General features: G+C 29.4%; 15 protein-coding genes and 1 pseudogene. 8 read left to right on the forward strand and 8 right to left on the reverse strand.

Annotated features, from left to right (window positions below; genetic code table 11):
- Positions 1-346 (forward strand): annotated as a pseudogene (locus GQ540_RS11945) (hypothetical protein); the annotation flags it as partial.
- Positions 347-358: 12 nt separating this feature from the next.
- Positions 359-805: a hypothetical protein gene (locus GQ540_RS11950; protein WP_291801352.1), complete on the forward strand. Its 447-nt coding sequence runs from the start codon at positions 359-361 to the stop codon at positions 803-805.
- Positions 806-814: 9 nt separating this feature from the next.
- Here the strand turns inward: GQ540_RS11950 and aat are convergent, their stop codons facing one another.
- The 3 genes from aat to GQ540_RS11965 all read right to left on the reverse strand — a co-directional run bounded on the left by aat (position 815) and on the right by GQ540_RS11965 (position 2,785).
- Complete coding sequence (gene aat, locus GQ540_RS11955; RefSeq protein WP_291801354.1) at positions 815-1,456, reverse strand: leucyl/phenylalanyl-tRNA--protein transferase; 642 nt, start codon at positions 1,454-1,456, stop codon at positions 815-817.
- A gap of 84 nt (positions 1,457-1,540) precedes the next feature.
- Entirely contained in the window at positions 1,541-1,915 is a 375-nt protein-coding gene (locus GQ540_RS11960) for a DUF3127 domain-containing protein (protein ID WP_291801356.1), read from the reverse strand.
- A 9-nt stretch (positions 1,916-1,924) separates the two neighbouring features.
- Positions 1,925-2,785 (reverse strand): flavin reductase family protein, encoded by an 861-nt coding sequence (locus GQ540_RS11965; protein ID WP_291801358.1) that lies wholly within the window; start codon positions 2,783-2,785, stop codon positions 1,925-1,927.
- Between the two features lie 91 nt (positions 2,786-2,876).
- On the opposite strand from GQ540_RS11965, the gene GQ540_RS11970 reads away from it, so the two are divergent.
- The gene (locus tag GQ540_RS11970; protein ID WP_291801360.1) at positions 2,877-4,031 is read left to right on the forward strand and encodes a HAMP domain-containing sensor histidine kinase; all 1,155 of its coding nucleotides are present in this window, start codon (positions 2,877-2,879) and stop codon (positions 4,029-4,031) included.
- A gap of 2 nt (positions 4,032-4,033) precedes the next feature.
- On the opposite strand, the gene GQ540_RS11975 is transcribed toward GQ540_RS11970, so the two are convergent.
- Both GQ540_RS11975 and greA read right to left on the reverse strand, forming a co-directional pair.
- Positions 4,034-4,420 (reverse strand): HIT family protein, encoded by a 387-nt coding sequence (locus GQ540_RS11975; RefSeq protein WP_291801362.1) that lies wholly within the window; start codon positions 4,418-4,420, stop codon positions 4,034-4,036.
- 78 nt (positions 4,421-4,498) lie between these two features.
- Positions 4,499-4,972 carry a transcription elongation factor GreA gene (greA, locus tag GQ540_RS11980; protein WP_291801364.1) on the reverse strand — a complete coding sequence of 158 codons (474 nt, stop codon included), beginning with the start codon at positions 4,970-4,972 and terminating at the stop codon, positions 4,499-4,501.
- Positions 4,973-5,090: 118 nt separating this feature from the next.
- Here greA and GQ540_RS11985 point away from each other — a divergent pair, with 118 nt between their 5' ends.
- From GQ540_RS11985 to GQ540_RS12005, 5 genes are all read left to right on the forward strand, one after another.
- On the forward strand, positions 5,091-5,519 hold the full coding sequence (locus GQ540_RS11985; protein WP_291801366.1) for a hypothetical protein: 429 nt from the start codon (positions 5,091-5,093) through the stop codon (positions 5,517-5,519).
- 48 nt (positions 5,520-5,567) lie between these two features.
- On the forward strand, positions 5,568-6,713 hold the full coding sequence (locus GQ540_RS11990; protein ID WP_291801369.1) for a 5-(carboxyamino)imidazole ribonucleotide synthase: 1,146 nt from the start codon (positions 5,568-5,570) through the stop codon (positions 6,711-6,713).
- Positions 6,714-6,720: 7 nt separating this feature from the next.
- Positions 6,721-7,206 (forward strand): 5-(carboxyamino)imidazole ribonucleotide mutase, encoded by a 486-nt coding sequence (purE, locus tag GQ540_RS11995; protein WP_291801372.1) that lies wholly within the window; start codon positions 6,721-6,723, stop codon positions 7,204-7,206.
- Positions 7,207-7,261: 55 nt separating this feature from the next.
- Positions 7,262-9,292 (forward strand): M3 family metallopeptidase, encoded by a 2,031-nt coding sequence (locus GQ540_RS12000; RefSeq protein WP_291801375.1) that lies wholly within the window; start codon positions 7,262-7,264, stop codon positions 9,290-9,292.
- A 549-nt stretch (positions 9,293-9,841) separates the two neighbouring features.
- Positions 9,842-10,345: a CAP domain-containing protein gene (locus GQ540_RS12005; protein ID WP_291801377.1), complete on the forward strand. Its 504-nt coding sequence runs from the start codon at positions 9,842-9,844 to the stop codon at positions 10,343-10,345.
- Between the two features lie 396 nt (positions 10,346-10,741).
- Here the strand turns inward: GQ540_RS12005 and GQ540_RS12010 are convergent, their stop codons facing one another.
- The 3 genes from GQ540_RS12010 to GQ540_RS12020 form a co-directional block, all read right to left on the reverse strand.
- The gene (locus GQ540_RS12010; protein ID WP_291801381.1) at positions 10,742-12,652 is read right to left on the reverse strand and encodes an OmpA family protein; all 1,911 of its coding nucleotides are present in this window, start codon (positions 12,650-12,652) and stop codon (positions 10,742-10,744) included.
- 18 nt (positions 12,653-12,670) lie between these two features.
- Positions 12,671-13,594 (reverse strand): type IX secretion system membrane protein PorP/SprF, encoded by a 924-nt coding sequence (locus GQ540_RS12015; protein ID WP_291801384.1) that lies wholly within the window; start codon positions 13,592-13,594, stop codon positions 12,671-12,673.
- Positions 13,595-13,604: 10 nt separating this feature from the next.
- Positions 13,605-15,076: gliding motility-associated C-terminal domain-containing protein (locus GQ540_RS12020; protein ID WP_291801387.1), on the reverse strand; the 1,472-nt coding region annotated here is incomplete at its 5' end.

Consider the following 15,076-nt stretch of genomic DNA (forward strand, 5'->3'; position numbering starts at 1 on the left):
TAGTTATAACTACCTAAAAGCGTTTGATAAATGGTTAAAGGATCAACTTAGAATAAATAGAAAATTAGCCAGAATATATTATCCCCTATTTTTTATTACTGCAATTGCTGGTATTTGGTTTTCTGGAAATTTTCAAGCATTACTCTCAGAAATTTTAGGTAAACCTCATCAAATTTATTTGGTAAACGGATTCCCTGTATTATGGATGTTACCCATTATTTTAATTGCAAGTTTAATGGCAATATTTGGAGATAAAATTTACAATTTTGATGTAAATTTAATATATGGACGAGTTTTTAGAAAACTAAACGATATGATTGCAGACATTGAAGAATTAAGAAAATAGTTTAAAATAAACATGGAAAAACTTAAAGAACTAAAAGACGCTGATAACAATCCAAGATTGATAAAAGCATACAACAAAGTACTTATTTTAATTGAGGCATTAAGTAGTAAAGAAATTCCTTCTGAAGTATTAAATAGTATTAATGAAACTATTAAATACTTAAATTCATTTTCAGGAACAGAAAAGGAACATACAAAAGCTTTTAACAAAAAATATACTAGTATACTAACACTTGTAAAAAAGGAATTAAAACTTGTACCTAAAAACCATTATAAAAATTTATGGATGGTTATGGGAATGTCTTTTGGAGTTGCTTTTTCAGTTATTTTGAATGATTCTGGAAATATAGCTATTGGAATTGGGTTAGGTACGCTTATAGGTATTGTTGTTGGCACTAACCTTGATAAAAATGCTGAAGAAGCCGGAAACCAACTTGAAATGGAAGAAAAAACGTGTTAAAAAATAAATTTATTTATTGGGTAAGAATTTCAAAAATTCATCTCTTGAAATTTCATCAGCCCCTAAACTAGCTAAATGATTATTATACACTTGACAATCAATCAATGTATAATTTTCATTTTCTAATTTTTGAATCAACTTAATAAAAGCAAATTTTGAAGCATTACTTACTTTACTAAACATACTTTCACCGCAAAAAATAGTTCCTAAATCAATCCCATACAAACCACCAACCAGTTCATCACCCAACCAAACTTCTACCGATTTTGCAATTCCTTTTTTATGTAAGTTTATATAGGCTTGTTGCATTTCATTGGTAATCCAAGTTCCGCCTTGGTCAGCAGTTCTAAAGATTTGTTTACAATTTGAAATTACAGCTTCAAAATTCTGATTATAGGTTATTGTGAATTCTTGTTTTCGAATTACTTGTTTCATACTTTTTGAAACTTTTAAATCTTTTGGAAATAATACCATTCTAGGATTTGGACTATACCAAATTATTGGTTCTCCTTGATTGTACCAAGGAAATATTCCGCTTTTATAAGCTAATAGTAATCTTTCAACCGATAAATCTCCACCAACAGCCAACACGCCTTCTTCATTTGCTAAATGTACCGGAGGAAATACCAACTCTTTTGAAAGTAAATACATGTGAATTAATTTTTACAAATATAACCAAACAAAAAAAGAGAAAAACCTTCGCTTTTCTCTTTTTAATATGTTATGTAGATTTTTTTAGAAAGGTAAATCGTCTGGTTCACTCTCGTTTAAATCTGCAGTAGTTTCTAAATTATCTAAAGGTGCTACTGGCGGAGCTCCAGCACCTGCTTCAGCTTGTGCAACTTCAATTCTCCATCCTTGAATAGAGTTAAAATACACCGCTTTTCCTTCAGGGTTTATCCACTCTCTACCTCTTAAATTTATAGAAACTTTTACATCTTGCCCAACTTGGTAACTATCTAATAAATCACATTTATCTTGTACAAATTCCACCATTAACATTTGTGGATATTGTTCATTAGTTGTTACAACCATTTCTCTTTTTCTAAAACCACTAGCTCCAAAAGTTTTGGTTTCGTCAATTTTTTTAATTTTTCCTGTAATCTCCATATTTTCTAGTTATTTCATTAAAAGTACTTTCCAAGCACTTATCACATCGTTTTTTTCTAAAAATGCTTTCGCAAATGTATGTTTTTTTAGGGTATTATTCCCAATCTTTTGCAGATGTTCTTTCGCAAACTTATCAACATCAATTTTTGATGGGATTGCTTCAATATTTCCCAACATTCCTAAATCGTTCCCTGTTAGAACCGTACTGTTTCTAATTTCAGAAGGAATAGTGTCAACTCCAATACCTAAAGTTGATAAAGGCTTTGGAATTTTAAAAAAACCTTCTTTAGCTCTTGAATATAAACTTCCACCAGCTCTTGCCACCAAATCTAATTTTTGTTGATCAATAACTCCTTCATCATTTAAAAACTCTTCTTTAATGTGTAACTTCACTACTTCACAAATTATTAAGTTTCCTGCTCCACCTTCTGAACCTAATTCAATAATTTCATTTATTTTACATTCTAATTGAATTGGAGATTCTGCAACTCTAAATGGTGTTACTTTTTCTGAAGGTAACATTGTAAAACCTGCTTTTTCAAATTCGTTAACTCCTGCAGGATATTCAGTACTTGATAATGACATTTGTTGAACAATATCATAATTCACCATGTTTATGACTACTTCTTTTGTAGCTTTTGCGTTTTCTAACGTGTGCTTGGTTGTATTTCCTTTGACTCTACGCGCAGGTGAAAAAATTAAAATTGGTGGATTTGCACTAAAAACATTAAAAAAACTAAAAGGCGATACATTTGGTTTTCCATCAACATCAACAGTACTAGCCAAAGCTATTGGACGTGGCGCAACTGCACTTAGTAAATAACTGTGTAATTTTACTGTTGGTATATCTTTAGGATTTATACTTAACATCTATTATTTTTAACAAATATAAATATTTCAACTTTAAAATAATATTGATTGTATTTTAAAGTTATAGCAACATATATTCTATATTTGAATAATGGCATCACAAAAAAATTCACAAATAATTAGATGGACCGTAATAATAACTTCGTTTATTATTGTTGCGCTTATTTTGTGGAATACCTACGATTTTTTTCAGAAATTTAAAACTGAAGAACGTGCTAAAATGGAAATTTTAGCAAAAGCTTACGAACGTTTTAGTACTGCTGATTTAGATGCTGAAATTTCATTAGAATCTAAAATTATAGGTAACAATCATAATATTCCAATGATTATTACTAATGAAAGAGATAGTATTACCGAATGGTCTAATTTAGATATTGAAAAAACAAAAAAATCTGCATTTTTATTAAGGCAACTTTCAATAATGAAAGTTCAAAACAATCCTATTCTTATAAATTACACTACTGATAATGAAAATATTACACTTTATATTTATTATCGAGATTCAGATTTATTAACAAAACTTAAATATTATCCGGTTGCCTTAATCTTAATTTTAGTATTATTCTCAAGTGTAATTTACTTATTTTTTAAATCGAACAAAGTTGCTGAACAAAACAAACTTTGGACAGGTATGGCAAAAGAAACCGCACATCAAATAGGCACGCCTTTATCTTCCTTATTAGGTTGGATTGAAATTTTACGTTTAGAAAATACTGATGAAAATACGGTAAAAGAAATTGAAAACGATGTGTTTAGATTAAACACCATTGCAGAACGATTTTCAAAAATTGGCTCTATTCCTAAATTAAAAAAATTAGATATTGTTTATGTTACTAGCAGTTCTTTTAACTATTTAAAAACAAGAAGTTCTAAACAGGTTGAATTTAATTTTGATGAACCAAAAAAAGAGATATTAGCCAATATAAACTTTCAACTATTTAGCTGGGTTATAGAAAATTTGGTAAAAAACGCCATAGATGCTATGGAAGGTAAAGGTAAAATTGATTTGACTATTACTGACACTGATAATACTGTTAATATTACTATTTCTGATACTGGAAAAGGAATTCCAAAAAGTTTACAACAAAAAATATTTTCTCCTGGTTACACCACCAAAAAACGTGGTTGGGGATTAGGATTATCGCTTGCAAAAAGAATTATTGAAGATTACCACAATGGCAAAATTTCAGTTCAAAAATCTGAATTAAATAAAGGAACTACTTTTTCAATTACGTTAAAAAAATAGCACTATAAATTACTCGAAATAGCTTTCGATATCGTTTCAAATTCTTCTGAATTTAGCTTCACTTTCTTTACAAACTGAATATCTTCCATTGCTTGTAAAGGTATTAAATGTACATGTACGTGTGGAACTTCCAACCCAATAACACTCATTCCAATTCTTTTACAAGGAATTACTTTTTCAATAGCAATGGCTATTTTTCTTGAAAAACTCATTAACTCATTATAAGTTTCTACGTCAAGATCAAAAAGTTTATTTACTTCTTTTTTTGGTACAACTAATGTGTGCCCTTTAGCATTTGGGTTGATGTCTAAAAACGCATAGAATTTATCGTTTTCAGCAACTTTATACGATGGTATTTCACCATTAATTATTTTAGTAAATATGGACATCTATTTTTTTATCAAAAATAAGAAACCCTTCTCAATTAAAAAACTGAAAAGGGTTTGTCTTAAATTTTATTTAGTTTTTTATCTGGAAATTTCAACAATTTCAAACTTCATAATACCACTTGGCACCTCAATTTCAGCAATGTCCCCTAATTTTTTACCAAGTAATCCTTTACCAATAGGTGAATTTACAGATAGTTTCCCTTCTTTAATATTTGTTTCTGAATCTGCAACTAACGTATATGTAAATTCCATATTATTAGTTGTATTCTTAATTTTCACAATTGAATGAATTAATATTTTTGAAGTATCTAACAACGATTCATCAATAATTCTTGCATTAGAAACAACTTCTTTTAATTTTGCTATTTTTAATTCTAAATGTGATTGTTCTTCTTTTGCAGCATGATATTCAGCATTCTCACTTAAATCGCCTTTGTCTCTCGCTTCAGCAATATCATTACTAACTCTAGGACGTTCAACATGTTCTAAATGCTCCAACTCATCCTTCAGTTTTTTCATTCCCTCTTCTGTGTAATACGAAATTTTACTCATATAATATCATTTTAATAAATACAAAAAATCCCAATGCTGTAAACAGAATGAGATTTAAAACAAATATACAAAATATTTGTAAATTGCACACATTTAAAACAAACTTGATAAAGCTTTTATGCGAAACTTATTTTTTACTTTTTTACTTTTTTCTCTATTTTCATGTGAAAAAAACGAAACAAATGATATTTTACCTTTTGCAAATGTTGATGTAACTATTAATTTAAATTTACCACAATATTTAGACCTCCAAACTCCTTCAGAATGGATATATATAGAAGCTGGCGCAAATAAAGGTTTACAAGGACTTTTTTTACAAAATGTAGGATTAACTCCGCCTTTTAAAGCTTATGAAAGAGCTTGTCCAAATAATGATTGCACAATACCTATGACTTTTGATGGAAGTTTAAAATTAAAATGTTCATGCGATAATAGTGAGTATAGCATTATTGAAGGCTCGCCACAAACTGCTGGAAACTCACATTTTGCAAGAGAATATAAGGTTACTCAAATAAACCCTACTACTTTAATTATTACCAATAATTAACTCCTTAATTCAAAACAGATTACTATTTTTGTGCAAAAGCAACAAAAAGTGAACAATTATTTCTCTTCAAATTTTAAATTAGGTGTTTTAGGCGGTGGTCAGTTAGGTAAAATGCTACTAACTGAAACCCAAAAATTTGACATTTACACGTGTATTTTAGATACTTCTTTAGAAGCTCCTTGTGCACAAATTTGTAACGAATTTCATCAAGGTGATTTATTAGATTACGAAACTGTATACAATTTTGGTAAAAAAGTAAATGTACTTACTATTGAAATTGAACATGTAAATATTGATGCACTTTTAAAATTGGAAGAAGAAGGTTTGGCAATTTACCCACAACCAAGTGTGCTGCAAATTATTCAACACAAAGGAAAACAGAAAGATTTTTTTGTTGAACAAAATATTCCAACTTCACCACATAAAAGATTTTCTACTTTAAATGAGTTAAAAAAAGAAACACTATCATTTCCATTTGTTTGGAAATCAGCTCAATTTGGTTATGATGGTACAGGTGTTAAAATTGTTAAAAACCAAAACGATTTAAATTCATTAACTAATACAGATTGTATTATTGAAGAATTAATTCCGTTTAAAAATGAATTGGCTGTTATTGTTGCTAGAAATAAAAATGGCGAAATAAAAACATATCCTGTTGTTGAAATGGAATTTCATTCTGAAGCAAACCAAGTAGAATATGTAATTTGTCCGGCAAGAATTTCAGAAGAAGTAGCTAAAAAAGCCAGAAATATTGCGTTAAAAGTTGCTGAATCTTTTCAACATATTGGTTTATTAGCTGTTGAATTATTTCAAACAAAAGATGATGATATTTTGGTAAATGAAGTTGCACCACGTACTCACAATAGTGGCCATTACAGTATTGAAGCCTCTTACACTAATCAGTTTGAACAACATGTACGCAGCATTTTAAATCTTCCTTTAGGAAGTACTGAAAGTAAACTTGCTGGAATTATGGTAAATTTGGTTGGTGAAGAAGGGTTTACAGGAGATGTGGTTTATAAAAACATGAATAACATTTTGAAAATGGATGGTGTTACTCCTCATATTTATGGTAAAAAACAAACAAGACCTTTCAGGAAAATGGGGCATGTAACTGTTGTAGATAAAGATATAACTAAGGCTAGAGAAGTAGCCGAAAAAGTAAAAAACACCATTAGAGTAATAAGCAAATAAAACTATTATGAGTAAAGTAGGAATTATTATGGGAAGCAATTCAGATCTTCCAATTATGCAGCAAGCTATTGATATTTTACAAAGTTTTAATATTGAAACTGAGGTAGATATTGTTTCGGCGCATAGAACACCTGAAAAACTGTTTGACTACGCTAAAAATGCTCATAATCGTGGAATTTCTGTAATAATTGCTGGCGCAGGTGGCGCAGCACATTTACCTGGAATGGTAGCTTCTATGAGTCCGCTTCCGGTGATTGGAGTTCCTGTAAAATCTAGAAATTCTATTGATGGGTGGGATTCTGTATTATCAATTCTTCAAATGCCTGGAGGAGTTCCTGTTGCAACAGTAGCACTTGATTGCGCTTTAAATGCAGGTATTTTAGCTGCTCAAATTATTGGGAGCTCAAATAAAAATGTTCAAGATAAAATTCTTCAATACAAAGAAGAGTTAAAAATAAAAGTGAACAAATCTGCAGCTAAACTTAAACAGTAAAAAGCAACAATCAATCATTTCAACAATATAACAGTCCCATTATTTTATAATTATTATGGCTAATCCTTTATTAGAAAAATTTACAACACCTTTTGCAACAGCTCCTTTTTCAAAAATTAAAAACGAGCATTTTAAACCAGCTTTTATTGAAGCTATTAAAATTTCAAAAGAAGAAATTGATGTAATTACAAATAATACCGATGTTCCAACTTTTGAGAACACTATTGAATCTTTAGAATTTACTGGAGAATTGTTAGACAGAATTTCAAGTGTGTTTTTTAATTTAAATTCAGCTGAAACTAATGACGAGATTCAAAAAATTGCGCAAGAAGTTTCGCCAATGTTAACCGACTTTTCAAATGATGTTAGATTAAATGAAAAGCTTTTTAAAAGAGTACAGTTAATTTTTGACATAAAAGACGAACTTAATTTAACAACTGAACAGGACACTTTATTAACCAATAAATATAAAAGTTTTTCGCGAAATGGTGCAAATCTTAATGAAAAAGGCAAAGCTGAATTAAGAATAATTGACACCAAACTTTCTAAATTAAAATTAAAATTTGGGGAAAATGTTTTAGCCGAAACAAATGCTTTTGAATTACATATTACAGATAACAATCAATTAAAAGGCTTACCTGAAAGCGCTATTGAGGCAGCTAAAATGATTGCCAAGCAAAAAAACAAAGAAGGTTGGATTTTTACGCTTGATTATCCTAGCTACATTCCTTTTATGACATATGCAGATGATAGAGCGTTGAGAAAAAAAATGGCACTAGCATTTGGTGCAAAAGCTTTTCAGAATAACGAATATGACAACCAACAAGTTGTTTTAGACTTAGTTAAACTTCGTTACAAAAGAGCAAATTTATTAAGTTTTAAATCACATTCTCATTTTGTATTGGAAGAACGAATGGCCGAATCACCCGAAAATGTAATTATTTTTTTAGATGATTTATTAGAAAAAGCCAAACCAGCAGCACAGAAAGAATTTGATTCACTTTTAAACTTTGCAAAAAAAGATGGCATTCATCAACTTGAAAAATGGGACAGTGCTTATTATTCAGAAAAACTTAAAAAAGAATTGTTTGATTTAGAAGAAGAACAGTTAAAACCTTATTTTAAATTAGAGAATGTTATTAATGGTGTTTTCTCCGTTTCAACTAAATTATATGATGTAGAGTTTGAAGAAATAAATACCATAGATAAATACCATGATGATGTTAAAACCTATAAAGTAACTGATTCATCAGGCAATTATGTTGCTATTTTATACGCAGATTTTTTTCCAAGAAAAGGAAAACGTAATGGCGCTTGGATGACTTCCTTTAAAGGACAATGGCAAAAAAATGGAGAAAACTCAAGACCACATATATCTATCGTTTGTAATTTTACAAAACCTACAGAAACAAAACCTTCACTATTAACTTTTAATGAAGTAACTACTTTATTTCATGAATTTGGCCATGCTTTACATGGTATGTTAGCCAACACAACTTACCAAAGTTTATCTGGCACAAATGTATATTGGGATTTTGTTGAACTACCAAGTCAATTATTAGAAAACTGGTGTTATGAGAAAGAAGCTTTAAACTTATTTGCTAAACATTATAAAACCGATAAGTTAATTCCGATGGATTTTATTGAAAAAATTAAAAAAACTTCTAACTTTTTAGAAGGAATGCAAACTTTACGTCAGCTAAGCTTTGGTATTTTAGATATGAATTGGCACGAAAAAAATCCTTCAAAAATTAAAAGCGTAAAAGAATTTGAATCTTTAGCTTTTAAAAACACACAATTATTTCCTGATGTAAAAGAGAATTGCATGAGTACTTCATTTTCTCATATTTTTCAAGGAGGGTATTCTTCGGGTTATTATTCTTACAAATGGGCTGAAGTTTTAGATGCTGATGCTTTTTCCTTATTTTTAGAAAAAGGAATCTTTAATAAAGATGTATCACAAAAATTTAAAGAGGCAATTTTAACAAAAGGAGGAACTACAAAACCAATGGATTTATATCTAAATTTCAGAGGAAAAAAACCAACTAATAATGCATTGTTAAAACGTGCGGGATTATTGAAATAATAAAAATTACAACTGAAAAAAAAGCGAATTTAGTCTAAATTCGCTTTTTTTATGTCTAAATTTTTGAATAAACGGTATGTTTTTTCAAATAAACGGTAATTATTTATATAATAAATTGCATTATTTATATAATAAATTACTTGTTTTATTCAATGTAAGGTGTGTTTTTAATAATAAATGGTAATTATTTACAAAATAAATTTGTTTATTCCAAAATAATTTATAATTTAGAGGTGTTAAAAGTTCATAAACCCCAACCGTTCAAAATATGAATTTGAATTAATTAGAATTAATCAACAACCCCATTGATTAGTAAACCAACAAAAATCATCAAGTTTGGTTTTATGCAAAAGTAAGCTTGATGATTTTTAAATAAAACAGTAAACCCTAAATTCATAAATATAATTTTAAACATTAGTAAATTTAATAAAAAGGAGATTCAAGAGTGATTATAAGTAAAATGTTTTGCTAGTTACAAATTAAAACTATAGTCACTCTGAATTAACTTAAAAATCCAAAATTTAAACATAACCCACAAACCCCACAATAATGAAATCTCTTGCTTTAAAACTCGTTTCTCTAATACTTTTTACTTCTGTATTGTTTTCTTGCGCTAAAGAAGATGATGGAATTTATTTTAATGAAAGTACCGAAGCCATAAACACAAATGTAACATATACGTCTATTGAAACTGAAATACTAGACTTAGTAAATGAATATAGACAAAGCATTAACTTAACTAATTTAACTCCATTAAATATTATTTCAGGAGTAGCAGACGGCCATACAGATTATATGGTGAAAACAGGAACTGTAAGCCACGATAATTTTAACGTACGCTCACAAACTTTAATTGACAATGCAGGTGCAAAATCAGTTGGAGAAAATGTAGCTTATGGATTCAACTCTGCTCAAGGTGTGGTAAATGGATGGTTAAATAGTGAAGAACATAAAAAAATAATCGAGAATAGTAGTTATACCCATTTTGGAATATCAACAGAATCTAATAGTGAAGGAAGAAATTACTTTACACAAATATTTATAAAAAAATAATTGTCCTCACAACAACTAATTTAATTGTAGTTAATCTTAAAAACAAACGTATTATGAAAGCGACATCTCTACAAAACAGCCATAAAGAATCACATTTAAAAGTGATTAAAAACTCTGTTAAGATAAACAAAAAAGCTGTTAAGCGAATTTACATCAATACACTAATACCTGGATTTAACTATATAAATAATTTGGGTGAAATTATTACACCAAGAAAGTGTGTTTTGCTGTAAACTAACTTTGCAAGAAATAGTAATTGTAAAATTACAATCCCTACAACAGTAGTATAATTTAGTATTAATTAAGAAAAAGCAGTCGCAAATAACAACTTGAGAAAATTGTCGTCCCCACAACGGTAGTATAATCAAAGTTAATTATTTTACGACTGCTAAATTTTTATTTCATTTTTATAATAATAAATTCTGTTCTTCTATTTAATTGATGTTCATCTTTAGAACATTTTACACCGTTAGAACATTTATTTACCAATTGAGTTTCTCCAAAACCTTCATATTTTGTTATTCTACTCACATCAATTCCATTGGAAATAATATATTCATACGTTGATTTTGCTCTTCTATTAGATAACGCAATATTGTATTGATCATTTGCTCTACTATCTGTATGCGACTCTAATCTTATTACCATTCCTGGATACTTATTCATTAAAGTTACAACTTTATCTAGTTCTAACGCTGCATCTAGTCTAATATTTGATTTATCTAAGTCAAAATAAATAGTTTCTAAATCTGCTAATAAAACAACATCTTCAATTGGTTTTAAACCTACATTTAAATTAACAACAAATTCTTTTTCTTTATCTAAATTAAATGAATTGAATTCTTTATTAATATCTGTATATTTTTCTTTTGACCCGTTTAACGTAAACTTAGCATCTCTATCTACAATATGCTCATAATAACCATTAGCTTCAGTAATAAAATATGCAATTTCTTCACCATTTCCATCTAACAATACAACTTTTGCATTTTCTAAAGGCTCGTTATTAGCATCGTCAAAGATTTGACCTTTTAATTTTAATGGTGGTATTCTTGTAAATTTGTAAATATCATCATCGCCTACTCCGCCTTCTCTATTTGATGAAATATATCCATCAAAACCTTCTGCTGATAAATAATATGAAAAATCATCTTTTGAACTATTAATAGGTTTTCCAAGGTTTAAAATATTAACTACTTCATTATTTTCATCGGTAATAGTTGCAAAAACATCTAGCAAACCAAAACCAACATGTCCATCAGATGAGAAAAATAATGTTCCTTCTTTATGAATAAATGGAAACATTTCATTTCCTTCAGTATTCACAACTGCTCCCATATTTTTTGGATGACCTAATGTTTCATCTTCATTAATATCAACTACATAAATATCTGAACCTCCAATTCCTCCAGGCATATCTGATGTAAAATACAGTTTTTTACCATCATCACTTAATGTAGGATGCCCAACAGAATATTCATCATTATTAAAATGAACACCGTTAATGTTAGTCCAAGTTCCATTAATTAATTCAGAACTATAAATTTTAAGGTTGTTAATTCCATTATTATCCTTTCCTTTTTCTCCTTCATAATAATTATTTCTGGTAAAATACATCTTATTTCCATTAGCTGAAAATGAGACTGGGCCTTCATGGTAAATTGAATTTACATCGCCTGATAATTTTTCAGAATCTTCAATACTTCCTTCCTTTGCTACTTGATAAATATCTAAGAAAGGTTGAGCGTTCCAAGCATATTTTCTTTTTGTTGAAACTCCTTCATCTTTTGCTGATACAAAAACTACTTCATTATTATAATCAACAGCTCCAAAATCACTAAACGTAGTATTAAAATTAGTTTTAGATACTGAATATTGCTTTGTTAAATTAAACATAGCGCTTTCAAAATCTTGTTTTTCTAAAAATTCAGCAACTCTTGAATCTGAACTTGCTTCATTTTTATACTTATTCATCCAAACTTTAGACGTTTCATAATCACCTGTTCCTCTAAGTGCTTGTGCGTAATAATAATAATATTCTTTAGGTACATTCTCTTGTTCAACTACATGCTTATAAACTTTTGCAGCTTCATTTGGTTTTCTTAAATACATGTAAGAATCACCTAGTTTTCGCATTGCGTAAACTTTATTAAAGTTTGTATCTATTAATTTCTCATACTTTTCAATTGCTTTCACAAATGAAAAACTGTTATAGTGTCTATTTGCTCTGTTTAATTTACCTGATTGCCCAAATGAATATGAACATATCAATAAAAAAACAATTGTAATTAGTTTTGTAATTTTCATAATTTTAGTTCTATTTGGTTAAAAGTATCTAGGTGATTTCATTTTACCTTTCGTGTATTTAAACTCGTACATTAACAAAATTTCATGAGAACCAGAAGTGTAAGGTCTTATTTCTCCTGTAGGAATTTCATACGTATAACCTATTCTAAACTGTTCTGAAACTTGAAAATCTGCAAGAGCTCCAATAGCTCTTTGCTCTCCATTGATTCTATATGAACCTCCTAACCAAAACTTTTCATCAAACAAAAAGTTTGCTGTTAGGTCTGTAGAAAATGGTGCTCCTTTGGTATATTTAACCATAAAAGACGGTTTTAATTTTAAATTTCTATTTAAATCAAATACATATCCTCCAATACCATAGTAATGCACGGTTTCTAAAGCTGCAAATTCTGTATCATTATTTAAATCGTGGTTAATTAACTTCGGTACTGATAAGCCTAAATACCATTTGTTACTATGTACTAATATACCAGCTCCAAAATTAGAGTTCCATCTATTTAATTTCTCATCAAAATATGGATCTTGATTCACTTCTGTTAAATTATATAGCTCTTCAGAAAGTTTATAATATGTCATCCCTCCTTTTAATCCAAAACTAATTTTAAGATCTTCTGTTGCTTTAATTGTATAAGAAAAATCTGCATATACATATGTAAAGTTTTCAAAACCAGATTTATCATTAATTAATGATAATCCCAAACCTACTTTTTCATTTCTTAAAGGTGAATGAATAGATAAGGTTTGTGTTTGTGGCCCTCCATCAAATCCTCCCCATTGATTTCTATTTAAACCAACAATACTCAACACTTCTCTACTACCTGCATATGCTGGGTTAATAGCAATTGTATTATACATATATTGCGTAAACTGCGGCAGTTGCTGTGCATTAGAATTTTCAAATCCTAAAATAAATACTACTATAATTATAATTAAACGCTTCATAGTTTTGTTTTTATTTGTTAGTTCCTAAATAAATATACCCTGTTATTGGTCTATAACCACTACCCATTATGTTTATAACATAATAATAAGTTCCTGTAGGTAATTTATCACTTGCACCCATAGTTAAACCTGAATTATTATGGTACCCACTCCAATTATTTTGATAATTATTTGATTGATATACTATTTTCCCCCAACGATTAAATATAGATACTTCAGCCGTAAACCCACAAGAATCAATCTCTGAAATAGTAAAATAATCATTTATACCATCATCGTTAGCTGTAACAACTTTTGATATTTCAATACTCCCTTCTGTTGAACAAGGTAAAACAACACAATCATCATTAACATTAACAAATACAGTTATAATACTACCACAATCTCCAGGTTCAGTATACGTAAATTCGTAATCATCAAGATTTACAATTGATGGATCAAATATGTTTCCTCTTATTCCTCCACTATTCATTTCATCAGTCCACGTACCACCTCCTATATAATCATCTCCTAATAATCTAGTTAAATCAATAATATCATCTAAAACACATAAGTCTATAGATCTTCCGTCAAATTCTTCAGGAGAATTAATTGATAAATTCAATGTTGCGGTATTGGTACAACCCGTTTCATTTTCACTCTCAAATGTATATGTTCCACTCTCAGTGTACTCTACATCATTCCAAGTAAAGTTAGAACAAGTTGTAACATTCTCATCTTCAGTAGTCGTGCTAGTTCCTACTGTTAAGTCTAGTGTTGCAGTATTGATACATCCTGATTCATTTTCACTTTCATACGTGTAAATTCCTGTTACTGTATAAGCTGTCCCATTCCAAGAGTAACTGTCACACGCTTTGACAACTTCTGTTGCTGTGGTTGTGCTGGTTCCTACTGTTAAGTCTAGTGTTGCTGTATTGATACATCCTGATTCATTTTCACTTTCATACGTGTAAATTCCTGTTACTGTATAAGCTGTCCCATTCCAAGAGTAACTGTCACACGCTTTGACAACTTCTGTTGCTGTGGTTGTGCTATCGTTAATTGTAATTTTAAAACTATTCTGTGCATTAATAGTACAAGGTGTAGTTGCAGGTGTGAAAACGTATAAAATTATTGTACTTGTTATTTCGTCACCTGCATTTAAAGGCACTCCTAACCCGCTAGATTCAGTATAATAATTTCCGTAATTTAATGATGGTAATATATAACTATCACAAGCCATAACATTTACTGGTGAATCAGCAATAGGTGCTAATTGTTCAATTACAGTTACTATTGATGTATCTTCTTCTGTACAAGGAGATGTAGCATCTACTATGTACGTATAAACTAATCCTATGTTTGACCAAGACCCTCCTTCATCTGCTCCTGTTAGTGCAGCAAATAACGTTGCTTCGCTTGGAGTTGTTCCTTGACAAACTGTTATAGTTCCATCATCACCCGCATTTGGTTCTAATTGAGCAGTTACTGTTACCCAAACAG

Origin of the sequence: Lutibacter sp., assembly GCF_013139515.1 — a bacterium.
In the GTDB taxonomy this organism is placed as follows: Bacteria; Bacteroidota; Bacteroidia; order Flavobacteriales; family Flavobacteriaceae; genus Lutibacter.

Excerpts from the sequence above, each read along its gene's own strand:
- GQ540_RS11950 (WP_291801352.1), top strand. The coding sequence starts at position 359 with ATGGAAAAACTTAAAGAACTAAAAGACGCTGATAACAATCCAAGATTG.
- aat (WP_291801354.1), bottom strand. The coding sequence starts at position 1,456 with ATGTATTTACTTTCAAAAGAGTTGGTATTTCCTCCGGTACATTTAGCA.
- GQ540_RS11960 (WP_291801356.1), bottom strand. The coding sequence starts at position 1,915 with ATGGAGATTACAGGAAAAATTAAAAAAATTGACGAAACCAAAACTTTT.
- GQ540_RS11965 (WP_291801358.1), bottom strand. The coding sequence starts at position 2,785 with ATGTTAAGTATAAATCCTAAAGATATACCAACAGTAAAATTACACAGT.
- GQ540_RS11970 (WP_291801360.1), top strand. The coding sequence starts at position 2,877 with ATGGCATCACAAAAAAATTCACAAATAATTAGATGGACCGTAATAATA.
- GQ540_RS11975 (WP_291801362.1), bottom strand. The coding sequence starts at position 4,420 with ATGTCCATATTTACTAAAATAATTAATGGTGAAATACCATCGTATAAA.
- greA (WP_291801364.1), bottom strand. The coding sequence starts at position 4,972 with ATGAGTAAAATTTCGTATTACACAGAAGAGGGAATGAAAAAACTGAAG.
- GQ540_RS11985 (WP_291801366.1), top strand. The coding sequence starts at position 5,091 with ATGCGAAACTTATTTTTTACTTTTTTACTTTTTTCTCTATTTTCATGT.
- purE (WP_291801372.1), top strand. The coding sequence starts at position 6,721 with ATGAGTAAAGTAGGAATTATTATGGGAAGCAATTCAGATCTTCCAATT.
- GQ540_RS12000 (WP_291801375.1), top strand. The coding sequence starts at position 7,262 with ATGGCTAATCCTTTATTAGAAAAATTTACAACACCTTTTGCAACAGCT.
- GQ540_RS12005 (WP_291801377.1), top strand. The coding sequence starts at position 9,842 with ATGAAATCTCTTGCTTTAAAACTCGTTTCTCTAATACTTTTTACTTCT.
- GQ540_RS12010 (WP_291801381.1), bottom strand. The coding sequence starts at position 12,652 with ATGAAAATTACAAAACTAATTACAATTGTTTTTTTATTGATATGTTCA.
- GQ540_RS12015 (WP_291801384.1), bottom strand. The coding sequence starts at position 13,594 with ATGAAGCGTTTAATTATAATTATAGTAGTATTTATTTTAGGATTTGAA.